The organism is Lunatimonas lonarensis (assembly GCF_000390185.1).
GTDB classification, from domain to species: domain Bacteria; phylum Bacteroidota; class Bacteroidia; order Cytophagales; family Cyclobacteriaceae; genus Lunatimonas; species Lunatimonas lonarensis.
Genome location: NZ_AQHR01000007.1, coordinates 19,285 through 43,930 on the forward strand (window position 1 = coordinate 19,285; position 24,646 = coordinate 43,930).

Below are 24,646 nucleotides of genomic sequence, written 5' to 3' on the forward strand. Positions count from 1 at the left end.
AAAATTAACTTTGTGTTACGGTTTGGCTAATCTGGCCGGTCTTCCTATGCTTCAGTATCAGTTTGTGGTCACCATTTGGCAGGATTTCCCGCTTGATCAGGTAATGCTCGTCGTCATAAACCAAGAATCCGGCTTGCCCTTCCTCCTCTTCCTTACCTCTCCAAATCTCAAGGTTTACCGGCTCCCAACGTTTGGAGGCTGCGGATGCAAAGGCCGCATCTAGGATAGCATTCACAACGTAGCCGTCATAAAAGGTTTCCAGCGGCTCCCTTCCCTGCTCCATTGCATCAAACATATCGGTAAACATATGCGGATACCCCAATTCATGGGCTTCGTCGCCAACTGGAAATAGCCATCCAGAGTCCGATTCAGCCTTTTCCGCTACATAGCCACCACCATTTCCAGTGGTAAACATTTCAAAACCAGTTCGTAAAAAGCTGTTTAACCAAACGGTACCTTCCGTACCCATGACCTCATCGCGGAGGTCCATGCCGCCACGGAATGTCCAGCTCACCTCAAACTGACCGATCGCACCATTGGCATACCTGACCAGGCCAATGGCATGATCCTCCGCATCAATGGGATGTACTTGGGTGTCTGCCCAGCACATTACCTCCAGCGGCCTGATGTCTTTTCCTATAAAATTCCTTCCAATTTCCACACAATGACAGCCCAAATCAATGATCGCCCCGCCACCGGACTTATCCTTATCCCAAAACCAATCACTGTGGGGACCGGGATGGGCCTCCCTGGACTTTGTCCACAGTATCCTTCCCAAGCTCCCAGATTGGACACTCTTCAATGCTTTCAAAAACTTAGGCGTATAACATAGATCCTCCAAGTAGCCGGCAAATATCCCTGCTCGCTCTACCGCCATAAGCATTTCCTTGGCCTCTTCGGCGGTACGGCCCAACGGCTTGGTGCATAAAACCGGCTTTCCGGCATCGGCACAAGCCAATACGGCTTCCATGTGCTGGTGATTGGGAAGGGCGATAAGAACGACGTCGGTTTCAGGGTGCTGTATAGCCTCACGCATATCTGCCGTATGGTAGGAAAGGCCATAATCGGTCGCAAAGCGCGCTGCATTGGAGGCTGTACGGGAGTATACTAAGTGGATACGATCCACCCTACGCTGGGCGTGCAGCGAATCGGCATAAAATCGGGCTATAAACCCGGAACCAAGCATGGCTATCCTCATGGCAACTGGTAGTTTTGGGTTGGAATATGGAAAAAGGGGTGGCTAATTTACCTTTACATCTGACTCCCATCCGGTTTCCTTGAGTGCAGGATCCTTGTCTTTGGTCAGAAAGTCGGCTTTTGAAAGAGACTCGAAATCCCAGTCGGTCACCGCCTCGTCAGGTACAGTCTCCAGAGGGATTTTCCAGGCAGGTGAGGACTCGCTGTAGGCAATATTATCCAACGTATTGTAACAGGCAATCAATGACCATCGCGGATGATTCGACAGATTGGCCTCAGAGCGGTGCAGAATGTTGCTGTGAAAAAATAAGGCATCCCCCGGCTGTAACTCACAGTACACCAATTCCATGGTTTTCAGGGCATTTTCTACCATGACCATATCCGCCCCTACCTGCTCCCCCGCAAAACCGTGGTTCAACCGGCCCATTCGGTGGGATCCCCTGATAACCTGAAGGCAGCCATTTTCCTGGTTTGCCTCTGTCAGGGCAATCATCACGCTCATCATTTTATCCGGATATATAAACTGGTTCTTGTACCAGTACCCGTAGTCCTGATGCCATTCCCATGCACCACCTACTTTGGGTTCCTTTTGCATTAGTTTGGAATGAAAATGGCAGACGGGTGAGCTCCCACCCATCAACTGATGAACCCTAGAGACCATCTTTCGGGTACGGACCAAATAGCCAAATGGATCCTTGCCGGGAGTAAACCAAAGGGAAAGTCGCGTTTTTTTGCCGCTTTGGTCATTTAGGTCCATGGCATTCTTTCGCATGGCATCGTCCTCCAGCGCAACCCCATACAGCCGTTGGACTTCGGCTTCGGAGCAGAAATTACGGATGATCAGGAATCCGTCCTCCTGGTATCTCTCCAGTTCCTCGGCGGTAAATGGGTTGGTTGGGCTATTCATTCGGTGTCAAATCTAGTTTGAGTTAAAGATAATTAATATCCGTAGAATCCCAAACCTAGCCAGGGGATGATTTATATTTGTGGCTCTTTTACCAAACCAACGCCGTAGATTGATCCATAAGCTGATATCCGAACCAAACACCCTCCGATTGTTAGATTTACTTGGCTGCCAAAAATGGCGCCATAGCTATGAAGAAGAGAAGCATCAGCTCCGATATCAATCGGAATACGGTGACCTGTTCTTTCGCTTGCCCATCCACCTGAACTTTGAGGAAAGAACTTCGAAGGGATCCTTCGTAACGTTAAATTACCTAATAGTAATTATCGAATCTGGGTTGGCTGCCCTTGGGTATTTTGAAGATAGCGATACGATACACCACAAGGTCTTCAGAGCCTACATGGTACGCAAGAAACAAGGAAAAAGCCAACTAAAGTACCTAAAAACCAAAGGGAAATCAAGAGCAGGATCCCGCATTAGACTTGCCGAATCATTGCAGTTTTTTGAAGATATCAACCAACAGCTTACCGAATATCAGAATACCTATCGTATAGACAAAATTGCCGTTTCCCTTTCCACCACGCTGGTTCCGTTCTTCTATGGTGCCAAAACCCGTCCACCGTTCGAAAAAACCGATCCAAGGCTTTTTCACATTCCGAGGCACATCGCTTCCTGTACCTACGAAAATTTGGAAAAAACCCGTACATTTCTTCGAACGGGTGAGTTAAAATTTCCACTGGAGGCTTCCCCGGTAGTTCAAAAACTACTTCAGCAGCTTACAGCCTTCCAGCCAGACGCGGAAACCGAGGACTGGTGATCGCAATCTTCGGCAAATTATGCCAGTAGCTTATTTTGATTGAATTCAAATCTCTATCTTTAACCCACAAATCAGGTAGAACCACTTATGAAATATGATATCGCCATCGTTGGAGGCGGGATAGTAGGATTAGCCACCGGGCTTAAGTTGAAAACCCAAGATCCGTCCCTTTCGGTCGTAGTTTTGGAAAAAGAAAACCAAGTGGCCAAACACCAGACTGGAAACAACAGTGGGGTGATTCATTCCGGCCTATACTATAAGCCCGGAAGCCTCAAGGCAACCAATTGCATCAACGGTTACCATCAGTTGGTACGCTTTTGTGAAGTAGAAAACATCCCTTTTGAGATCACCGGAAAAGTGGTGGTGGCGACCAAAAAGGAACAAATACCACTGCTAAACGGACTCCTGGAAAGAGGTCTACAGAACGGGCTTACCGGCAGCCGGGCTATCACCTTGGACGAGCTTAGGGAGTACGAGCCCTATTGCAGCGGAGTGGCTGCCCTTCATATTCCGCAGACAGGTATCGTGGATTACAAGCGGGTGGCCGAGAAATACGCGGAGAAGTTTCAGTCGTTGGGCGGTGAACTATGCCTTGATCATGAGGTAAAGGATATCCTTACCACACCCTCACAGGTGGAAATTATCCATAAACACGGCACCCTAGCCGCCAAACTGCTTGTGAACTGCGCCGGACTTTATGCCGACAAAATCGCGGAAATGCAGCAAAAAAGCCCATTGAATATTCGGATCATTCCGTTTAGGGGAGAATACTACAAGATTAAGAAAGAACGGGAGTACTTGGTTAAAGACCTGATATACCCCGTTCCGGATCCCAATTTCCCCTTTTTGGGTGTGCATTTCACGCGCATGGCCAAAGGTGGCGTGGAGGCAGGTCCAAATGCAGTCCTTGCCTTTAAAAAAGAAGGGTACAAAAAATCGGATTTTAACCTCTCTGAATTTATGGGATCCGTTACCTGGCCTGGATTGCAGAAAGTTGCCAAAAAATACTGGAAAACCGGCCTGGGCGAATACAAACGATCATTCTCCAAATATGCATTTACCAAAGCACTTCAGGAACTCATCCCGGACATACAGGATTCAGATCTGGTGGAAGGCGGTGCCGGCGTTAGGGCACAGGCCTGTGATAGAGAAGGAGGATTGATAGACGATTTTGTCATCATGGAAAACAGTGCATGCATTCACGTACTTAACGCACCTTCGCCGGCGGCAACTTCCTCGCTGTCTATAGGTGAAACGGTCAGCAACTTGGCCCTGAAACGTCTAGGTCATTGATAAACTGCCAAACCCGTTCCTCTGCCCAAGTAGACGCTTGCCCTGCTCGGGTAAAACCTGTGTGGCCGCCCCGCCGGGGCATTTCCAAAAACAAGGAAGTAGATTTCTCCGCCAGGCGCATGGGGTAACAAAGACCCTCCAACAGTGGATCATTAATCGCGTTGATAATCAGCGTTGGAATCTGTATATGCGGCATCCACCTATCGGCGCTGACTGAATGATAAAAATCAGCCGCATCTTGGAACCCGTGGAGCTTTGCGGTGAAGTGAGTGTCAAACGTATCAAAATCCCTTACCCGTTCCAACAAATCCAGGTCAATAAGGCCGGGAAATTGAAAGGCTTTAAGCCGCACCTTGGCTTTGAGCTTTCCCAAAAATCGGTTTCTATAAAATCGGTTTGACCTGTATTTAAGCGTATTTGCACTGGCCGGCAGGTTACATGGGGTAGAGTATACTGCCGCAGCGCGAATCAAAGGTGAAAGACCACTACCCTCTTCCCCCAAGTATTTAAGAGTTTGTGCTCCACCCATACTTATTCCACTCAAATACAACGATTTATAGGTATCCAATGAAAGCAAATAATTAATAACGGTACGAAGGTCGTTGGAGCAACCATGGTGATACAAAACAGGCAAATGATTCATCTCCCCACTGCATGATCGGTTATTCCAAACTACAACGTCAACGCCCTGCAGGTTAAAAAGCTTTGCCAAGCCCTTGGCGTAGTGACGGTCTGAGCTTCCCTCCAAACCGTGGGAAACAACCAATAGCCGCTCGGAGCCTATTACCGCCCAATCCAAATCCAAAAAATCTCCGTCGGGCGTATCTATCCGCTCCCGAAAATACCCCAAGCCCTGAACCTTTCGGAAAAGGCTCGGCAGGATCGTTTCAAAATGGGCATTAAGGTAATGTAATGGCGGTCCTTTATAGGAAGATTTACCAACAATAGGCATCAAACAAATTTTTCCAGCTCCTCTTGAAGTTCATTAATAACCCCCATAAACGAACGTAGATGGTCGGAAAAATCCTGATCCATCCCCCCGGCTGACATCAACCGTTTTCCATCACTCAAGGTTCTATTCAGCGTTTCCAACCCAAAAAGAAATAAAGTCGGCTTAATTTTATGCCGAGCTTGACGGATCATATCCATATCTTTTAGCATGATGCCTTTTGCATAGGTATCCTGCAGCTCCCTGATAGCCACCTGGATTGCCTGAAATAGCTGGGTACGGAATTCTTCGTCCCCCTCTACCATTTCCTCTACTTTGTCATAATCAATGTGACGACCTATCGATTCCATACAAATTATTGATTTACAGAGATGCCGGCAACGAATCCGGTACTCCAAGCGGCCTGAAAATTAAAACCACCGGTAATACCATCTACATCAATCACCTCCCCCGCGAAAAATACACCATTTACCAACCTGCTCTCCATGGTATCCGGCGAAATCTCGTCAAGACGTACACCTCCGGCTGTTACAAATTCCTCCTTAAAAGTTGTTTTACCGTCGATCTCGATTGTAAATCTAAACAGATTTTCTAATAATCTATTGATTTGCTTTTTAGAAATTTGATGCCAAACAAGTCCGCTGTCGATTCCGGCTTGTTCGTTTAAAAATAACCATAACCTAGCCGGGATTTGAAATAAGGGATGGGCGCTGATTTTTCGTTTGGGATAACTTTCCCTGTACCCATGCAAAGCTATCCTAAGCCCTTCTTCCGTAAACGTAGCATCCCACCGAATCTGCGCCCGAGCTCGATACATATGATCATGCAGCCACTGCGCCCCAAAGGCAGACAATTTCAATACAGCTGGACCACTAACACCCCAGTGTGTGATCAATAACGGCCCCATGTACTCCAATTTGGTTCCTTCAAGACGGATATGGGCATTTGGCATGGAAATGCCGGGCAAGGATCGTAGGGGATCCTTCGGTGTATTAAACGTAAAAAGGGAAGGAATGGGATCAATAATGCGATGCCCCAAGGGCCTGATAAAATCATAGCCACTGGATTTGGGATGACCACCGCTTGTGACGATGACACAATCCACTTGCTCTGAGTAACCATCGAATCCCAACTGAAAACCATGCCCCGACCGGACGATGGATTTTACTTCCGTTTTGGTCTTGACTACCACCCCTACCTTACTTGCCTCACGCTTTAAAGCATCTATCACAGATTGGGAGCTATCGGATATCGGAAAAATGCGCCCGTCTGGCTCCACTTTAAGTTGTACACCCCTTGATTCAAACCAAGCAATTGTATCCGGAACTGAAAACTGCTGGAAAACACGTCGGAGAAATTTCTCACCCCTGGGATAAAACTTCACCAGCTTGGAAATCTCGGGACATGAGTTCGTTACGTTACAGCGACCCCCGCCCGAAACCTTTACCTTTGACAACAATTTGGAGGTCTTTTCAAAAATGGTAACGGAATTGCCCAAAGATGCCGCTTGAATGGCCGCAAAAAAGCCTGCAGCACCACCTCCGATCACTCCTATCCTACGCATTTGCCAAAAATACAAATTAGGGACAGTTAAGATCTATTAACGTGAGAAAATAAAAAATCTATCCCAACTTTGTTGGATAATTATACCCAAGTAAATAGCTTAGACTATGAATAGCTGTTGATCCATGAATCAAAAGCAGAAAAGAAGGCTTCACCCGCAATTCAAGGGAATTCCTTCGGAACATATAGCGTTCTCTAAAAAAAAATACCAGATGAAGCAACCAATTCAAGGATTTAGACCCAAAATGTTACTTCTAATGCTGTCTTTTTTTTCTGTTCAGCTTCTTTACGCGCAGGCTGGTCCAAACCTCGGCACTACGGCCAGAACCATGAATCAGGCCATACAGGCAATGGAGGAAGGAAAATTTGAAACTGCCAATGGGCTATTTCGCCAAATCGTACAAAGTAACGTACCCATCCCACCGGAAATGCCGTTTTTCTTTGCCAAGACGTTGTATGAATTGGGTCAGTACAGCAACAGTGAGAACTTCCTGCAAAAATACCTGGACCTGAACGGCTTCAGTGGCGAACACTACCAACAGGCAAAAGCGCTTCAAGAAAAGCTAAAAATTCCCCTTTCGCAGATAAAGGAATGCTCACTGTGCGATAGATTGGGCTATCGCCTGCATACCTGCGAAACCTGCTTGGGTGAGCGGGTCATCGAACAAGACTGCGGGCTGTGCAAACTAACCGGTATCGTCGGGTGTAGCCGCTGCGCGGGCAAAGGAGTGGTTACCAAAAAGAATGTCTTCAACATTGTGGAATACTACGATTGCGAACGCTGTGAGACTACCGGCCGGCTAACCTGTCCACGCTGCGAGGGAACCAAAGTCGAACACGGTGACTGTAACACCTGCAAGGGAACCGGCCAAATAACGTCCAGTAACCTTTGCGATCATACAAAGAATGATGGATTGACTTATAGTCAATCCATTAGAACATCGTTTAGGATTATCGGCCATTAACCAAATCATCCACTTTATGTATATACCGGATATCTCCGAAAAATAACGCATAAAAAAGGCTGCCCTTTTCAGACAGCCTCCTTTGTTCACTAGCCAAGCCATCTCGTCAAAGTATTCCTACAATTTAGGAACAGTAGTTTGCCAATGCATCGTTGGCAACTTCAAAATTAAGTTGAACAGCTTTCCTCAAATCATTACAGGCCTGCTGCTTCTTGTCAGTTGCCTGATGCAGCATCCCCCGGTAATAATAATATTGTCCATTCTCGGGACTCATCTTGATTGCCGCATTGTATTCCCTCAAGGCTTCCTTCACATTTCCCAATTGGTGCATGGCACGGCCCTTCATAAAATAGGCAGTAGAAGGTGCGCCGGAAATTGACACGGCATTGTCCGCATACATTAGCGCCAATTCATGGTTTCTCTTCTTATGGTAAAGATTTGAAAGGCTTAGTAGGATCTGCGTATTCTTCGTATCGGCTTCCAATGCCGCCTTGAATCTAACCTCCGCTTCGTCCAACTTACCGAGTTCCTCAAATGCCCTACCCTGATTATACAGTGCTTTGACATTTTTCGGCTTCGTTACCAAGAACTTATCATAGGCCCTTATGGCGTCCTCATACTGCTCATTCTGAAAGTAGGCATCACCCTGGGAAGAACCACTACCTCCACATGCGTATAATACAGCGATAGAAACTACAATTGTAATCAGGTTTTTTAATAGGTACATAAATAATTGTTTGGTTAAACTGCCACATTGTTTTCCCGGAGGGCATCGTTCAGGGAAGTTTTGAGGTCAGTAGAGGCTTTCCGCTGTCCGATTATCAACGCACAGGGTACCTGATAGTCGCCGGCTGGGAAGCTTTTTGTGATGGAACCAGGAATAACTACCGAACGATCCGGAACATATCCCCTGTATTCTTTCGCTTCACCGCCCGTCACATCAATAATCTTGGAACTAGCCGTAAGTGTAACCCCGGCACCGATTACTGCTTCTTTACCAATTCTGACACCCTCCACGATGATGGCCCTCGAACCGATAAACGCGCCATCTTCTACAACAACGGGAGAAGCTTGGATTGGTTCCAATACACCGCCTATTCCTACACCCCCACTTAGGTGGACGTTTTTTCCAATTTGGGCGCAGGAACCAACCGTGGCCCACGTGTCGACCATGGTACCACTGTCCACATATGCACCGATGTTCACGTACGAAGGCATCATCACCACACCTTTAGCAAGAAACGAGCCATATCTTGCGACCGCATGCGGAACTACCCTTACACCTTGCTTGGCATAATTGGTCTTGAGTGCCATTTTATCGTGAAACTCAAACGGCCCAACTTCAATGGTGTGCATTTTCTGAATCGGAAAATATAGAATTACAGCCTTTTTGATCCAGTCGTTAACCTTCCAGCTACCATCTGTCTCGGGCTGTGCCACCCGTACCGACCCGTTGTCCAGATCGGCGATTACTGTTTTGATGGCTATCTGCACATCTTTCTCATTCAACAATTCCCGGTTTTCCCAAGCACTTTCGATGATGTTCTGTAATTCCATAAACGTTTTATGTTGATACTTAAATTTTTAACTAATTTTAGCCTTTGCATACTTTGGGCAGGCACCTTGAAACCGTCGTCAAATGCCACCTAACCCGCTGATATGGTATGTTTTGTTTCCCCACTTGGCAGAAATGGCTGAAACCAAAAAGATTATCCTTGCATCTGTACTTAAACCCGTGGACGATCCACGTATGATGTACAAGATGGGGTTTTCAATGCGTGAAACAAATAAATACCGTCTTTACATCCTAGGATTCCCCCCAAAAAATCCTTCAATTTTTCCTGAAATTACCGTATCGACCCTATTCGATCGAAGAAGAACCCACCCTTCGCGCCTTTTGGCCGGCTTTCGCCTCCTGCGGCATATTCTTACCATCCGTCCACAGATCGTAATCGTTACCACCTATGAGCTACTCCCAGCACTGATAGTCGCAAAATGGCTGCACACATTCAAAGCCGTTTACGATGTGCAGGAAGACTATTCCCAAAATATACTCTTCAATAAGACGATGCCAACGCTTGTTCGCAAGCCTGCTGCGTCCTTCGTGAAAAGCATTGAATACATAGCCACACCTTGGATCGACTGGTACTTGTTGGCAGAACAATGCTATCGGGCTACCATCCCTAAACCAGAGCGAAGTACGCTTTTGGAAAACAAATACCAGGGTAAAATCATCCCTAAAGGTCCCTTAATGGTGAGCAGGGCAAAGGGGATCCATTTTGTCATCGTGGGGACACTTTCCGAAGTTTTTGGCGTATTGGATGCCGTCAAGTGGTTTAAGAACCTTGTTCAGGCCGAACCTCAGCATACCCTTGAAATCAGGGGCCACTGTCCGCTTGCCAGTTTGCGAAAAAGACTGCTGGAACTCACCGGCGATTGTCCTCAGATCACGCTCGATGCGTCGCCCGTTCCCGTAACCCATAGGCTGTTTGACCACGCTGTTGATAAGGCAGGTGCATGGCTTATGCCCTATCAGCTCACGGACAGTATTCGGGATAAAATGCCTACCAAGTTGTTTGACGCGATGGCAAGGGGCATTCCCGTCTTGATTACACCCAATCCACTTTGGGAGGATTTTATCAGCCGGTATCCGGGAGGGATCGGTGTTGATTTTACAGACAGGTCCGAACCTCAACGCGTGGTGGAAAAGCTGGCGCAGACCTCCTTTTTCAAACAGGCACCTGGAACAGAGGTAAGCTGGGACTCCGAGAAAGACAAGCTCATTCATGTTATAGAAGAGCTTTCAAAAGTCTGACAAACCCCGTTTGTATTTTTCCAAGAAACCCCCAGAATGGTGAAATACCCGTTTTTGTTGTTCTAATATATCTGTATTTCAATAATTTAAGTATTTTTTAGCCATGACTAAATATATTTTTAGCCAGATATAATATCAAATCCACCAAAAAAACGGAGTTATCCACATCTGTTTTAGGTTCGGTTTAAATATTTATTTAGATTTGCCTAAATGACAAAAACATGGAATTAACACCTGCGGAAGAAAACTACCTAAAAGGGATATATGGACTGGAGGCTTCTGGAATCAGCCCTATTTCCACCAATGAGCTGGCGGACTTGATGCAGACGAAACCGGCATCAGTTACCGATATGCTGAAAAAATTGGCCAGAAAGGGCATGATTAGTTATGTGCGCTACCAAGGTGTCCATATCACCTCGGCAGGAAAAAAAAAGGCCTTGGAAATAACCCGGCGCAGAAAGCTTTGGGAAGTATTTCTGGTAGAGAAGCTACGTCTGCATTGGGATGAACTGGCGGGATTGTCAGACGCACTGGAGCATATCTCCTCGCCCCTGCTTATACAGCGAATGGATGAATTTTTGGGATACCCAAAGTTTGATCCTTTTGGAGACCCCATTCCAAACGAATACGGGGAAATTTCCAGTAAACCCCGGGTACCAGTGCTGGAACTTAAGATCGAGCAAAGCGCCAAAATTATAGCCGTCAGCGACAACAGCAGCAGCTTTTTGAAATACCTGGATAAAGCGGGCTTATTTATAGGTGCCAAGGTACTTGTATTGGACAAGGTCGATTTCGACGGCTCCATGGAATTACTGGTCGAAAACAAAAAGCGTCTTTTCATTTCAAAAGAGGTGGCAGCAAACATTCTTACCCTACCCTTTTAAACATTGGTTAGTATGATTAAACTTAATTCAGTTCCATACGCAGGTCAATGCTGCGTCTGTCTAGTGGCACCCCCTGGATAAAAGGCAGGGAGCAGATCAACCAATGGTCAATAAATTAATATTTAGGTCAAATTATTTATTCAGCTATTATTCAGTACATTAAATATCTGTTACAAAAATTGTCCAGGGGTCAATACCACGCAAGGATAACGGATCTGTCCAAAGAGGACAGGCATCTACATTCATGTACGAAGACAAGGAACGTTCCTACCAGATACAAATAAGACCGCTCACTCAGAAGGCAGGGATGCCGCCAAGCAGGTAGCCAACGCGGAAAGAACCTTTCCAAATACAAAATCGTTATCTTTCCGTGTAGGGAAAATGTATATTTGCATTGTTCTTGACCCGAAACCCTTTCTTAAAATGAAACAATGGCTTGTTGTATTCCTCCTGGCCTGTAGTGTACAGTTGTCGATGGCCCAGGAAAAAATCAATTGGTATACGTTCGAGGAGGTGATACAGCTTGCCGAGCAAAACCCCAAAATGATCCTGGTAGATGTGTATACCGACTGGTGTGGCTGGTGCAAAAAAATGGACAAGGAAACGTTCACTGACAAGCAGGTGATTGCTTACGTGAATGAAAATTTTTATGCCGTCAAATTGAACGCGGAGAACAAGAAAAACAAATTCACCTTTCGTGGCAAAGAATACAGCGAAGAGGATATGGCCCGTGCAATGCGTGTGCGCTCCTACCCCAACTTTGTCATCATGGACGCTGCGATGGAAAACATAACCCAGCTACCTGGATACCGTGAGGCACGACCCTTTGTGTCGGCCCTTTCTTCCCTTCTCGATAAATTCAAAAATTAATGCTGGACTCCCTAGGAGGCAAACCTGACACCATCGTAGCATTGGCCACTCCGCAGGGGGTAGGTGCCATCGCAGTGATACGGCTATCGGGTCCGGACGCCATACCGTTGGCCAATCAGGTATTTCACGGAAGGAACCTAACGAAACAAAACAGCCACACCATCCATTTTGGGACCATCCGCGACGGAAATCGAATTATCGACGAGGTATTGGTTTCGATTTTTAAGAGTCCAAAATCATTTACAAAAGAAGACGCTGTGGAGATTTCCACCCATGGATCCTCCTATATCGTAAACAGTGTTATCAAACTGTTGATAAGAAAGGGAGCCCGTCCAGCCAAGCCCGGTGAATTTACCCTACGTGCTTTCCTAAATGGACAGTTTGACCTGGCACAGGCCGAAGCAGTGGCCGATTTGATCCATTCCGATTCCGAGGCCTCCCACCAAGCGGCCCTGCATCAAATGCGGGGAGGTTTCAGCAGCGAAATAAAGGTACTGCGTGAGCAGCTGATCCATTTCGCCTCGATGATTGAACTGGAGCTGGATTTCACCGAAGAAGATGTGGAATTTGCCAGCAGGCCCGACCTTCGGATACTGGTGGAACGATTGCTGCGGGTGATAGAGCAATTGATTGGCAGTTTTGACCTGGGCAATGTGATCAAAAATGGAGTGCCCACCGTGATCGCAGGCAAGCCCAACGCAGGCAAATCTACTCTGCTGAATGCGTTGTTAAATGAAGAAAAGGCCATTGTCTCTGATATCGCCGGTACCACTCGCGATTTTATTGAAGATGAAATAAATATTGGTGGGGTGATTTTTCGCTTTATCGACACGGCGGGTCTACGGGAGACTACGGATACCATAGAGGCGATCGGGGTAAGCCGTACCCAAGAGAAAATGAAGACCGCCTCCCTAATCCTTTATATGTTCGATTTGGGCGACACGGATATGGTCGAAATCAATAGGGACATTAACAAACTAGAAAATCTAGGTGTACCCTTTCTTAAAGTGGCTAATAAAGTAGACAAGGCCAAAACTCAATTTATCAGTGAGTTAAAGGATATGTTTCCGGACACTATTTTTATCTCCGCGGGCAATAGGGAAAACCTGGAGGGACTGAAAAGCCGTATCCTTGAATTGGTAAATTTGGACAAGTTCAAAACAGGTAATACCGTGGTGACCAACATCCGCCACTACGATGCACTGGTCAATACCCGGCAATCCCTACTCGATGTGTTGGAAGGCTTGGACAACGAGGTGACCAACGATTTTCTGGCCATGGACATACGCCGTTCCCTGCATTTCCTCGGTGAGATTACCGGTGAGATCACTACAGATGATCTATTGGCCAATATTTTCAGTAAGTTCTGCATCGGGAAGTAACGGGGTTGATTTTGTTTGATTCTGCTTGAATTAGGCGGTTTTCAACCCGTTTAAGCTCACTCTAGTTGATTGTGTTTTACCCAAATTTGTTGCTTATTTGTTGGTGACTATTGCGGCGAAGAATTCATCGCCAAGACCCTTTACACCAGGTACTGTTCCCACCAATGTACCCAAGTAGACCATCAAAACCTTTCTCGACCTATGAAAATCACTCTAAGGCAACGCCTGAAGGGTAGCAAAATCGCCCTGTACATCTGACATTTGAGAATATTTCCGTTGGGTTTGTCGAAGGGTTCAAGAAGTACCTCCACAACGCAAAGAAATCGGATGGCACCCCGCTTGCAGAAAATTCGAAAGCCTCCTATTTCAACAAGTTCCTGGCAGTGTTGAAACAGGCCAAGCTCGACGGAATCATCCAGACGAACCCGGGAGAGAGAGTTACCCCTGTAAAGCAGGAGGAGACCAAGCGGGAATTTCAAGAAATCTGTCGTTCCATTCAGCAAGGCATACCCATGCTACCCTACAACTTTCCCAGGGAACTGATATTTTTACTGTCAGCAAGTTGCTGGGGCACAAATCATTGAAGACCACCCAGATCTACGCCAAAGTCATGGACCAGAACAAAGTGGAGGCAGTAAATAGAATTCAGCTGAAAAGCCTACCAAGCACCGATGGAGAAAAACGATAAGGTTGAAAAACTGTGCGGAGATTTTGTACTGTTCCTTAAAAAGCTCAGGATCAAAGGCGGTACAGGGCGACAATACGTTTGCCATCATTCAATAATTTCGACCAATGGTATTTTCGCCAGGGAGCTTCTGGAATCGACGATCCTTTTGAAAGGGTTGACAATGAGGCAAGAGTTGATCTCGTATATCTTAAGGTTCGGCGAACCGTCTGTATGGCTGCGGGAAGCTCAGCGAATCAAACGTTTTGAGGAAGAAGCCCTGTCGGTCATAACATTGCTAAAAGATCAACCAAGTGAGGCTCCTTTTCAGCTGGCCATATTGTGTTCAGCTCAAAGAACAGCTTTCTCGCCCTTCTTAACCTCGTGGAGGAACTCGGCATCGTGCACTCCGAAAATAACCCTCAAATGTACTGGAGGTCGACGAGGCTGCGGATTTGTTGAAATGTACAAAAGGAACCCTCTACCAGCGGACATCCAAGGGAATTGTCCCGCTCTACAAAAGAGGGAGAAAGTTGTATTTCAGCAAGACAGAACTTGAGTCTTGGGCGTTGGATCCCAAACATAGGTTCGGTACTTTAGAGGAGCTTGAGCAGCGTGGGCTAAAGTATTGCACAAATTGACAACACCTAACAGCCTGTAGGACAAATACAAATAACACCACCGACGGAAATGACAATTCCAGGATCCATTCTGAAAACGGGTCTCCTCGTTCCACCCTCACCTTTGGATCCTACAGAGTTTAAACGAACGGGATTTAAATCAAGCCTCACCCTTCCGGTGGGGCTTTTTCTGTTTTCAAATCGCTGGCATTTTCCAGCCAAACGCATCTCTTAGCCAACCGAAAGTTTTTACCGGCACGGGCAACGCTTGGTTGGGCAAGGGAACGGGACCACAAGGGGCGGATGCTGTGGAGGTTAGCTGTGTTCCACCCGAAAACCGGAGTCAATTTTGGGGAACGTCACGTTAGACCACCACCATAGGGAAGCCCTACCCGCATAAACCATCAGTGGCGGACGAACCCCATGGCCGGTTCCAAAAGCCAGCAACACGAAAAAGACCTATGTCAGAAGACCAAAACAACTGCTGGAAAGCCAGCTCTGGAATATCGCCAACGCACTCCGGGGCAAAGTAAGCGCAGACGATTACCGCGACTACATCCTGGGCTTTATATTCTACAAGTACCTGTCCGAGCGACAGTATCTATATGCCAACAACCTGCTGGAAACCGAGAAGGTCAAGGACTACCTGAAGCTTGCCGACCCCGAATTGCTGGAAGCCATCAAAGAAGAATCCCTGCAGCATCTGGGTTACTTCCTCAAACCCGGGGAACTCTTTGAATCCATGACGGCCAAGGGCAATGCCTTCACCGAAACGGACAACAATTATATTCTGGAAGACCTGAAAGCTGTGCTCAACCACATCGAGCAAAGCACCATGGGTACCGATTCGGAGGAGGACTTCAACGACCTGTTTTCTGACATTGATCTCAGTTCCAGCAAAATCGGACGTACCCCAAAAGCCAGAAACGAAGTGGTGGTACAGATTCTTAACCACCTGAGCAAAATCGACTTCAAATTGCAGGACATCGAGTCGGACGTTTTGAGAGATGCCTACGAGTACCTGATTGGCAAGTTTGCAGCAGGTGCAGGTAAAACAGCCGGGGAATTCTACACCCCATAGCAAGTATCCAAGATCCTTTCCAAAACCACGAATCCGAAGCGATCCTACCATCCCAAACGTAACCCAATATATCGCCGAAGGCTTATATCCATTTATTTCGCGCAGCATATATCATTTTAATATCGCACAGCTCATATCCCCATACCAAAAACCGACTATTCAATCACATACAGGTACAGCGCACTAGGCCCCGGCCAGGGTTCCGGATAGGGTCTGTCCCGGTTTTGGGGAAGGGTCTCCCATTTGAGCAGGTACCTGTAGCCATCATTGGATGCGCCCAAATCTGAGGTGGAACGGATTTCCAATCCCGGAAAGCTGCCTTCCAAACTGACCTGTTCTATTAGCGCGGCCGGTTTGTTGACCTCACCCACGGGATTTAGGCCTTTATCCAGCAGCAGGGTTCCCCTACCGTACTTGATATGCTCGTAGCCTAGCTCATAGCGACCATCCGGCCTTCGGACAAAGGTGCCCAACTTTACCTCAAAGACAATGGTTCCCCTTCCCGAAAACTCCCATCGGTAATCCCAATCCGTCACCTGCTTGGTCTTCCAGCTGCGGCCCTCCAGCCAAGTAACATATAGCTGTAGATTGCCTGCTTCATCGTACTTGTGAAAGGCCATGATGGGAGAAAACTGCTCATCCAATACAAGCCTAGCCGCAAGGTTAATAATCCCTCCTCCAGTGGGTATGGGCGCGACAATCACCGATTTTTGGTCAAAGGTAACCGGCAATGAAACAGGATCCCCAAACGCATCGTACCAGTTGACCAAGTCCGGGCTTTTTATGTACGAAAGGTCGTGATTCGTTTCACAATCCGGGGTATCCCTCCACACCCAGTACATATGGTACCAATCGTCCTCGAGCAATTTCGGCTGCGAGGCATAGGCATTCATCAATCCCTGCCCATCGGTAAGCGGTGTATCCAACAGGCGTCTCCATTGCTTGGTTTGGGTATCGTAAAGGTTGTAGATTTCGTTTCCGTTTCCACTGCCCCCATCCCGGTAATGAAACAGAAGCTCACCCTCCCTATTGGTCAGAAAGTGCGGATAGGTACACCGCTGCTCGTTGGTTCCAACCATGGAGGTGTGCTGTACCAGCGTGCTGATATCATGGGCTACTTCCGAACGAAAATAGGTAATGGGATGTACGTGCATATTTCCCGAGAGATGCAGGTAGCCTTCCTTGTCAATGCCTAGGGTGACCGAATTATGGCTGTCCCAATTCAGAATTGTGCTGGTGCCGGCCCCTTCCTCTCGGTCAAAAACAGGTAGCGTGTGCAGGGAAAAAGCGGAATCGGTCAGGTTACGCTGCCCCACGGTCATGTATCGGTTTTTGTCGTAATAGGCGATGTATTGTCTATCGCCGCTTGTAAGGAGTGAAAAGCCAACCGGATGGCCGGCCCAAACCGAGTCGATAAAAATCCTCGAAACCAGCTCCTTCCCTTGATCCGTTTCATCCAGCACAATCCATTTTGCCTCCTTTTGGCAGCCGAAAGACAAATACCCCGTCAGCAGCGCAAAACAAAGCAGGCGGAAACGTGTGTGTTTATTCCTTTTCATTGATCTCGATTATTTTGATGCTACATTAAACCATCATTGACTTGTTGGTTTGGCAGGTAATCCACCATTGATTTCGACGACTGCACTGCTTCCTGCATATACACCCTCCGGCAACTGCACTCGGATTGAAGTGGCTCCGGTAGCGGGATTCCACGTCGAAAAAACGCCGTCCAACACCGGCAAGTCTACCTGCTGACTAAGCTGGAAGTGAATGGCCGAAAGCCTGCGTGAAGGATCCGATGCGGTAATTTTGGCCACTCTGCCATCCACGAGTTGTATCATCAACAAACCGGGCGAATCCATCTTGATCGTCCAATCCTTTGCCAGTTCCAATTCTCCAGCCCGGTAGAATGCCAGCTGATACAGGCCAAGTCCTTTGTGCCGGACGGCCTGTACCTCTTCCGTATTGGCGATGATTTCCATGGGGGTGGATGCCTCGAAATCTGCTAGTTGGCTGCTTGAAATCCCGGGAAAAACCATATAACTGTAGCTACCCTTGACCGGTCTTGGCCCGTGGTCCAGCCACAATGAAAACAGGTTTTCTGTGACCGTATCCCTGGGCGTACTGCTTTGCTTGCTGATAGCTGTCCATAAACCTGTCACCTGGCCATTGAAAAGATGTACAGGCTGGCTATCCGGAAACAAATACCCCACGGAATCGCTGTGCACCCAGCGCGCCCCGTTCAAATCGTGTAACCCATTTTCAAGCATCCGCTGCCCACCCCTGTCGAAAACAGTCACTTTCCCTTCCAGAAGGTTTTGATTCAAGGTGGTAAATACCGGTCTCGCAGAACGGGCCGAGATCCCCGACCCCAAACACACATAGCCCTCATCAAAAAAGAACCAAGCCTTTTTGGCACCAAGCGGATCATGCGCACTTTTGAAGTCATAAGCCACCATCCCGTATAGACCATCACTTGCTCCCCCCACAAACTCCGTGGTACCCCATTTCAGAATCTGGCTTTCATCCGGCAGGGATTCCTTTTGCAAAATGGTAGCACCCGGAACTTTTTGGTAATCCATCACCGGAAAAATATCGTAATACTCTTTTCCCGTCACTGCAAGGTGATTGGTACCGTCACCCCGGTGGTGATTCTTCAGCCCCTCACTGTTGTAGGGCTCTTCCATATTGGCATTTCGCGTGGAGTACATCCTCACTGATGCGAAATAATGGGGACGCTGAAATGTAAAGTGCTCGGAATGCCAGAAAAACTTACTGTACGAACTCCGCTGAAAGGCAATGCTCTTCTCTCTTGTGGTGATCACCTCCTCCAGCTCCTGTTTACGGTAATCCGTAGTAAGAAGGAGTTTCTTGGGGGTGGAAGCATCTAGCGGCTTAAGGGCACCGGGACGGGCAATGCTGCGGTTTTTCGCACCTGTATCCGGATAAGTACCAAAAGCAGTCGTTTTGACAATGCCATCCAGGTAGTAATCCACCAAAAGCCGGGTCTTTTCGTCAGAAAACGCATAGGACGTCCCTGCCACATAGACCGCCCATTCGACAAAGGCATCCGCATAGCCCAATCCGTAGGAGAGCGTGTTGTTCACACGATCCTCCCGGTGGTGAAAACTAAAATCGTATTGCATTCCCCTGCCCTCTGCAAACTTGATTTCTCCTTCTATCACCCGGATGACTTCTTCAAATTGGGGGTAATCCTTCATAAAAAGTAGGTTTTTGGCCAATATTCCGGCAATTTTAATCCGATCTCCACTTGGCCTCGCACCGGAGGCATTTAGGTGGGCCCTACCAATGATCGGTTGCATGCCATCTACCAACTCTCGGGGAAGGTGCTGGCCAACCAGCAACATGACGTGCACAAAATTAGTCGGAGTGCCAATCTGATTGTGCCACCAATTATCGCAAAAATAATCCCTTTCCACCCAATGGGCCACGCCCTGCCGTATCGCCTGTAGCAGCCGTCTATTTCGCCGAAATTTGGATCGCCTGTCCACGTAGGCCCTGCTTAGTAAGACCAGGTTTGCACTGTGGATGCGGTGTTCAAAACCCGTACGCGATACATCCTCATAATTGATTCCCGGCCAGGTGCCATCGGGTCGCTGCGTCTCCAGCAGCTCTGCAATAACGGCATCTTCTACCATGACCTGAAGGAGCTCGGAAACGATCCTATCGGTGATCACGGTGAAATCATTCGCCTTGGCCACCACCGGCAAAAAGGCCGTGAATACGATTAGGATGGAAATTCTAATCCCCTCCCAACTACGATAGGCTATTTCTTGCATTTGCGTTGTATTATATTTCCATGATATCTCTTTTGCTCCCTGCCGGGCGACACCCTAAGATAGATTCCGCGGTAACGGCAGGAAGTAAGCACTGGTTTGCGGCCCTATGACAGCTGACGGGACGAAAGCTAAAACAGGCTAAATCAGAATCGTCGGACGCAGCGAACCGCATACCGGCTGCCTTTGGTCAGCGGATACCAACCGCCGTATCCCTTGAAATTCTGGCCCCACACAAACCCAATATTGTATTCGGAAGAACTCCAGTACATATCCCCTTCGATGCCTTCCAATAGCCCTTTGGATTGAAACAGGATTGAAAGCTCCTCCTTGGAGGGTAGATACCAATCGCCATAGCCGCTATCGGTACATGCAGCACAGACCTTTGCCGCGAAATTGCCGGACAGATTATCAGAAGTCTGCTGAGCTATTATCAAAAGCGTGTTGTCTGCTCCGGCATACATGCCATCGCCGACGGCATTGACATAGCGGTCTCCATGGTCACCATAAAGCTGGGGAACGGAAACCTGTCCATTCCGCCAGGAGATGGCCGTATGCTGATCTGCCTCCGCCGCAATCAGTCCATGGATTCCGGTTTCATCCAGCCAAACGACGACCCCTCCTCCAAATTTCTCACCGATGTACCTTCGCCCCTCTGTGGCCTCAGGTAGGCGTTGATTTGATTCCTTGAGCAAATCAGCAAAGTCTATTGCCTGGCCTTCCCACACATCGTTTTTCACCACCACACTTTTCCCAGCCTGATCGCCTTCCGGAAGTTTGACCTGCAAAACCGAGGTACCTGCGTTGGTAGCAGATGCCGTCCAATAGGAGCCGTTTCCAACCAATCGTCCTCCAAGCTCAAGCGTAACAACCTTCTCTTTCCGGGACGGATCCGAAAGCGTGATTTCCGAAAACTCCCCTCCTTCCGGTCGAACCATGACCATGCCCGGAGTAGAGATGGAGACCCAACTGCCATTGGGCAAATCCGCGCGGCCGGGTTTGTAGAACACCAATTGCGCTATGCCCAACCCTTCATGCCATACTCCTTGCAATTGATCCGTGTTGGCAATGATACGAACCTGATCACTTGCGGTCACCCGCTCCATCAGCTCAGGATCAATGCCTGGGTATACGGTATACGCATAGGAGTCCCCTACCGGCTTGACGCCATGATCTACCCATAAAGAAAACACCTTTTTGGAAACCTGAGGTCTACGCTGCGCACGGAGGTTATTGGAAATGTCACTCCAATATCCCGTTTTGAATTGATTATGGATTTGGGCAGTTGTGGGTTGGTGAAATTGGTACCCGACACTATCCTGATGCACCCACATTACCTCTTTGATCGCTTCGCCACCGTCTGTTAATACTTCAATGCCTTTACTCGTCTTTACCAGCACATCCGACCGGCTAAGGGTTTGGTTTAGGGTTGTTACGACCGGGAAATCCGAATCAGAATAAATATCCGTGCCCAAGCAAACGTACCTGTCCTCGAAAAAAAACCAGGCCTTTTTGGCCCGTAAAGGATCGTGGACACTTTGGAAATCAAAAACCGCTGCACCAAACAAGCCATCCGACACCGCTCCCACGAAATCGCTTTTTCCGGCCTTTACGATTTGATTCCAATGGGGAAGTACCGGTTTTTGAACGACGGTGGTACCGGGTATTTTTTGCCAATCCCAAACCGGAAAGATATCGAAATACTCCGTTCCATTCCGGGAGATAAAGTTAGCTCCATCCGCATAATGGTGCATCTTCAGGGATTCTTCGTTGTGAGGCGCCTCCATGTTGTGGTTACGGGAGGAGTGCATCCGAACCGATGCAAAATACCCGGGTCGCTGATGACTGAAATATTCCGAATGCCAAAAAAAGCGGTTATGCGAAAGATTTGGGGGATGCGTCCCTTGTCGGATGGATGCCACGTTTTCCAACTCAGACCTTCTGTAGTCGGTAATCGCGGCCAATTTTAACGGTAATTCGGGACCTATGGGAGCCAATGCACCGTCTCGGGACATGTCGCGGTTTATCACTCCCGGATCCTTAAAGGATGCTTGCACCATGGATTTGCATATTCCATCAAGGTAATAGTCGACCAAAAGGCGAATCGATTGCTCGGGAAACCTATAAGCGGTGCCATCAAGCCGTTGCCCCCAATCGGCAAAGGTGGCGGCATATCCGGTGCCATAGGATAAAATGGAGGTAACCCGATCCGATCGGTGATGAAAACCAAGGTCGGGCTTAATACCCATACCGGAAGTAACGGCCACTTCTTCCACCATGGCGTCTACCGACTCTTTAAATCCGGCAGCATCGCGTCTGTAAAGAGCCAACTCTGCTGCCAAACCGGCAATTTTGATCAGGTCTCCGCCCGGTCTGGCACCCCACGCACGAAGGTTGGCACGTGCCGCAAGCGACGAAAGCCAGCCTTTACGCTCTGCCGAAAGTTCCTCGTCCAGCAAATACAAAACCTCAATCCAAGTGGTGGGGTTGGCAATTTCGTTGGTATGCCAATTTGCGGCGATAAAATCATTTGCCAACCAAAAGTCGATGGCCTGATCGATTGCCGATTTGAGACCAGGCTGGCCTTTTAGGGACGATTCTTCTTTCCGGTAGGCCAAGCTCATATCGCGGATGTTTACCACATGGGTTCTGTTTTCAAACGCAATGCGGGACACATCGTCGTAGTTTATCGACGGCCAGTGACCTTGCGGGCTGAGCGAATTCATCAGGGACAGGACAGCGGTCTCTGAAAAAGACATCCGTAGTTTGTCCTGTAACACCCGGTTTCTCAACAACTCCAGGTCATCTTGGGCAAAACCAAAACAACTTCCTGTCAGCAGCACTAAGAGAAAAGCAGGTATCAGCTTCCCCAAGACAGTACCGACCAAACGACCAAACGACGGATTCATGGAAGGGACGGTTTATTGACCAGAAAGCTTCACCCGGAGCACCTCGACACCATTGGAAAGCGTCCAAGCGGGAATGCGGATCTCCAGTCGCTTGAGCCCTTCCATCTGACGGTCCAATTCAAGGGGGGTCGGATCAAGCGAAATGACCGAAACCAGTAGCTGCCGATGGGACAGGTTTTCCAGTTTGACAACCTTTCCGTCTTGCTTCAACAGGGCGCCTCCAGGAACAATCTCCACATCCGCTTGGGTAAGCAACTGCCAGGTGACCGACTTTGTGTTCTCGTTTTTTTCGATATGGTCCTCAATGATGATCGACTTGTCGTCGGGCTTCACAAAGCGGCGATGAGCCTTTTTTAGGTTTTCACCAAACACAGGCGTCAGATCAAAGGTTGCCTGCGGCTGGGAACCGTCGTTAAACTCCTCCAAGGAGGCAAATCCATTGTTAATATGAAGGGCATCGTTGACAGTAAGGGTGCTATGACCAAAGTTGTTCTTGGTCAGCAGAGTCCATCGCTCGCACTCCTGGCAATTCCCCCAAAGGTTAAAACCTGTGATTTCCAGCTCATTGTAGGGTTGGTTTCCGGGATCGATAACCCAGCGAACACCATTCAGTTCCCAAATAAATGAACCCGCGTCCATGTTTCCGTGGCTGATGGTGGCCCGGCCACCCTTGCCACCAAAGTAATAGGCGTTTGGTCCCTGCTGCTGACCGCGGAAAATGACAATGGGGTTCGAACCGTCTCCTTTCCAGGCAAGCGGAAGACTGCCTTCACGGGTTGGTTCGAACTGTGCCAGCCATACCAATCCTGCACCACCAATGCGGTTGAGTTTGCCCATACTGGCCGGCGATTGGGAAAAATTCTCCTTTTCAATATACAGCGGGTTTCCGGTCTTGGTTCCAAACCATGCCAACACGATATCCCCCGCCGTGCCATGCTTGTCACCGCAATCGGCAAAGTTATAGTACCACCCTGAAGGGGCTACACTTAGGTAGCGGAAAGCAGCAGATTCTTTAAAAGCAGGATAATTGGCGATGCCGAAATCCGTCCCAAAGGCCGACTCCAACATAGCTGAAGTGAGTACCGAAAAGGCGGTACCATACCCCCAGTAGGTGGAACCTTCGGGATATACCCCATCGGGACCATACTCTTCCATGGCATGAGGTATCCCATCCAGTGCCCTGCTGATGGTTTTGGCTGCCAGCTCGGGGTCACGGTCGGCTATCATAATGGAAGCGGCTATCATCCCGCCGTTGCAAACTTGGTTCCAGTTATTGGTTCCGTTGATCCAGCCGTGACGCCCTTCCCAGCTGGGGTTGATGCCTTTTTCGATTAGGGTTGTCTTTGCCATATCGACGGTTGTCTTGGGTAGATCACCTCCAACCCAATCGATGGCCAAGGCCACGGCGGTTGCCATTTCTGCTACATCCAGGTAATGGGAGGGATTCCAGTCCGAAAAGCGGCAGACGGCCAACACTTCCCGGTTTATCTTATCCAGAAAACGTCTATCCTTTTCGAGGCGATAGGCTATGCCGAGCATATTTACCCGATATAGCATTTCCCTGGAGGTGCTAAGGAGTCGCCTACCGATCATAACCCGCTCCAATTCAGGCTCGGATAATATCTTCTCAGCATTCAATTTGATACCCTCGTAGTAATTGGCCACCATAGGGTCGCGCTTGATCTTCTGCTTCACCTGCCGCTCTAAGGCGGGGGTCAGCACCAACTTTGGGCTGGTTTTTCGAAGTTTGCTCTTCAAATAGCTTACCGTCATGGGGTTATCAAGCTTTGGAGGATCCGTAGAAGGATGCTCGTTGCGATCAATGGCCATCAACGGAGAAAACTGCCATGCGAAAGAAGCTAGCAGCAGGACGTAGAAAGCAATGTGTTTAGGAGTAGATGTAGGCTTCATAGTGGATTGATATGTTGGGTTACAC

At 48.2% G+C, this 24,646-nt stretch carries 20 protein-coding genes and 2 pseudogenes; 11 read left to right on the forward strand and 11 right to left on the reverse strand.

Annotated elements, in window-relative coordinates; genetic code table 11:
- Positions 1 to 4 precede the first annotated feature (4 nt).
- Both ADIS_RS00640 and ADIS_RS00645 read right to left on the reverse strand, forming a co-directional pair.
- Positions 5 to 1,198 (reverse strand): Gfo/Idh/MocA family protein, encoded by a 1,194-nt coding sequence (locus ADIS_RS00640; protein ID WP_010852294.1) that lies wholly within the window; start codon positions 1,196 to 1,198, stop codon positions 5 to 7.
- Positions 1,199 to 1,240: 42 nt separating this feature from the next.
- A complete protein-coding gene (locus ADIS_RS00645) occupies positions 1,241 to 2,104 on the reverse strand; it encodes a phytanoyl-CoA dioxygenase family protein (protein ID WP_010852295.1) in 864 nt (287 codons plus the stop codon).
- Positions 2,105 to 2,252: 148 nt separating this feature from the next.
- On the opposite strand from ADIS_RS00645, the gene ADIS_RS00650 reads away from it, so the two are divergent.
- Positions 2,253 to 2,918 carry a hypothetical protein gene (locus ADIS_RS00650; protein ID WP_155906973.1) on the forward strand — a complete coding sequence of 222 codons (666 nt, stop codon included), beginning with the start codon at positions 2,253 to 2,255 and terminating at the stop codon, positions 2,916 to 2,918.
- An 87-nt stretch (positions 2,919 to 3,005) separates the two neighbouring features.
- Positions 3,006 to 4,211, forward strand: a complete 1,206-nt coding sequence (lhgO, locus tag ADIS_RS00655) for an L-2-hydroxyglutarate oxidase (RefSeq protein ID WP_010852297.1) — start codon at positions 3,006 to 3,008, stop codon at positions 4,209 to 4,211.
- Here lhgO and ADIS_RS00660 read toward each other — a convergent pair.
- From ADIS_RS00660 to ADIS_RS00670, 3 genes are read right to left on the reverse strand one after another with little or no spacing between them, the layout of a single operon-like run.
- Complete coding sequence (locus ADIS_RS00660; RefSeq protein WP_010852298.1) at positions 4,177 to 5,163, reverse strand: YheT family hydrolase; 987 nt, start codon at positions 5,161 to 5,163, stop codon at positions 4,177 to 4,179. The genes lhgO and ADIS_RS00660 overlap by 35 nt on opposite strands.
- A complete protein-coding gene (locus ADIS_RS00665) occupies positions 5,163 to 5,510 on the reverse strand; it encodes a hypothetical protein (RefSeq protein WP_010852299.1) in 348 nt (115 codons plus the stop codon). The genes ADIS_RS00660 and ADIS_RS00665 overlap by 1 nt, the downstream gene beginning before the upstream one ends.
- 5 nt (positions 5,511 to 5,515) lie before the next feature.
- A complete protein-coding gene (locus tag ADIS_RS00670; protein ID WP_035804150.1) occupies positions 5,516 to 6,724 on the reverse strand; it encodes a BaiN/RdsA family NAD(P)/FAD-dependent oxidoreductase in 1,209 nt (402 codons plus the stop codon).
- 211 nt (positions 6,725 to 6,935) lie between these two features.
- Here ADIS_RS00670 and ADIS_RS00675 point away from each other — a divergent pair, with 211 nt between their 5' ends.
- Entirely contained in the window at positions 6,936 to 7,688 is a 753-nt protein-coding gene (locus ADIS_RS00675) for an outer membrane protein assembly factor BamD (RefSeq protein WP_238325345.1), read from the forward strand.
- A 124-nt stretch (positions 7,689 to 7,812) separates the two neighbouring features.
- Here the strand turns inward: ADIS_RS00675 and ADIS_RS00680 are convergent, their stop codons facing one another.
- Together ADIS_RS00680 and ADIS_RS00685 are read right to left on the reverse strand one after the other, a co-directional pair.
- Positions 7,813 to 8,415 carry a tetratricopeptide repeat protein gene (locus tag ADIS_RS00680; protein ID WP_010852302.1) on the reverse strand — a complete coding sequence of 201 codons (603 nt, stop codon included), beginning with the start codon at positions 8,413 to 8,415 and terminating at the stop codon, positions 7,813 to 7,815.
- A gap of 14 nt (positions 8,416 to 8,429) precedes the next feature.
- Positions 8,430 to 9,245 (reverse strand): 2,3,4,5-tetrahydropyridine-2,6-dicarboxylate N-succinyltransferase, encoded by an 816-nt coding sequence (locus tag ADIS_RS00685; protein ID WP_010852303.1) that lies wholly within the window; start codon positions 9,243 to 9,245, stop codon positions 8,430 to 8,432.
- A gap of 82 nt (positions 9,246 to 9,327) precedes the next feature.
- Between ADIS_RS00685 and ADIS_RS00690 the strand changes: the two genes are divergently transcribed.
- The 8 genes and pseudogenes from ADIS_RS00690 to ADIS_RS00720 form a co-directional block, all read left to right on the forward strand.
- Positions 9,328 to 10,503, forward strand: coding sequence for a glycosyltransferase family protein (locus tag ADIS_RS00690; protein ID WP_010852304.1), 1,176 nt, complete (start codon positions 9,328 to 9,330; stop codon positions 10,501 to 10,503).
- A 221-nt stretch (positions 10,504 to 10,724) separates the two neighbouring features.
- Positions 10,725 to 11,387 carry a metal-dependent transcriptional regulator gene (locus ADIS_RS00695; protein WP_010852305.1) on the forward strand — a complete coding sequence of 221 codons (663 nt, stop codon included), beginning with the start codon at positions 10,725 to 10,727 and terminating at the stop codon, positions 11,385 to 11,387.
- A gap of 423 nt (positions 11,388 to 11,810) precedes the next feature.
- Positions 11,811 to 12,257, forward strand: coding sequence for a thioredoxin family protein (locus ADIS_RS00700; RefSeq protein WP_035804153.1), 447 nt, complete (start codon positions 11,811 to 11,813; stop codon positions 12,255 to 12,257).
- Complete coding sequence (gene mnmE / locus ADIS_RS00705) at positions 12,257 to 13,639, forward strand: tRNA uridine-5-carboxymethylaminomethyl(34) synthesis GTPase MnmE (protein ID WP_010852307.1); 1,383 nt, start codon at positions 12,257 to 12,259, stop codon at positions 13,637 to 13,639. The genes ADIS_RS00700 and mnmE overlap by 1 nt, the downstream gene beginning before the upstream one ends.
- Positions 13,640 to 13,908: 269 nt before the next feature.
- Positions 13,909 to 14,007 (forward strand): annotated as a pseudogene (locus tag ADIS_RS23630) (hypothetical protein); the annotation flags it as partial.
- A 116-nt stretch (positions 14,008 to 14,123) separates the two neighbouring features.
- Positions 14,124 to 14,327 (forward strand): tyrosine-type recombinase/integrase, encoded by a 204-nt coding sequence (locus ADIS_RS23280; RefSeq protein WP_238325347.1) that lies wholly within the window; start codon positions 14,124 to 14,126, stop codon positions 14,325 to 14,327.
- Between the two features lie 434 nt (positions 14,328 to 14,761).
- The gene (locus tag ADIS_RS23635; protein ID WP_162141545.1) at positions 14,762 to 14,944 is read left to right on the forward strand and encodes a helix-turn-helix domain-containing protein; all 183 of its coding nucleotides are present in this window, start codon (positions 14,762 to 14,764) and stop codon (positions 14,942 to 14,944) included.
- Between the two features lie 440 nt (positions 14,945 to 15,384).
- Positions 15,385 to 16,001: pseudogene (locus ADIS_RS00720) on the forward strand (type I restriction-modification system subunit M N-terminal domain-containing protein); the annotation flags it as partial.
- Between the two features lie 158 nt (positions 16,002 to 16,159).
- On the opposite strand, the gene ADIS_RS00725 reads toward ADIS_RS00720, so the two are convergent.
- From ADIS_RS00725 to ADIS_RS00740, 4 genes are all read right to left on the reverse strand, one after another.
- Positions 16,160 to 17,563 (reverse strand): BNR repeat-containing protein, encoded by a 1,404-nt coding sequence (locus ADIS_RS00725; RefSeq protein ID WP_010852313.1) that lies wholly within the window; start codon positions 17,561 to 17,563, stop codon positions 16,160 to 16,162.
- Between the two features lie 33 nt (positions 17,564 to 17,596).
- Positions 17,597 to 19,804, reverse strand: coding sequence for a polysaccharide lyase family 8 super-sandwich domain-containing protein (locus ADIS_RS00730; protein WP_010852314.1), 2,208 nt, complete (start codon positions 19,802 to 19,804; stop codon positions 17,597 to 17,599).
- Between the two features lie 143 nt (positions 19,805 to 19,947).
- Positions 19,948 to 22,710: a polysaccharide lyase family 8 super-sandwich domain-containing protein gene (locus ADIS_RS00735; RefSeq protein WP_010852315.1), complete on the reverse strand. Its 2,763-nt coding sequence runs from the start codon at positions 22,708 to 22,710 to the stop codon at positions 19,948 to 19,950.
- A gap of 12 nt (positions 22,711 to 22,722) precedes the next feature.
- Positions 22,723 to 24,621 (reverse strand): heparinase II/III domain-containing protein, encoded by a 1,899-nt coding sequence (locus ADIS_RS00740; protein ID WP_238325346.1) that lies wholly within the window; start codon positions 24,619 to 24,621, stop codon positions 22,723 to 22,725.
- Positions 24,622 to 24,646: the final 25 nt, after the last annotated feature.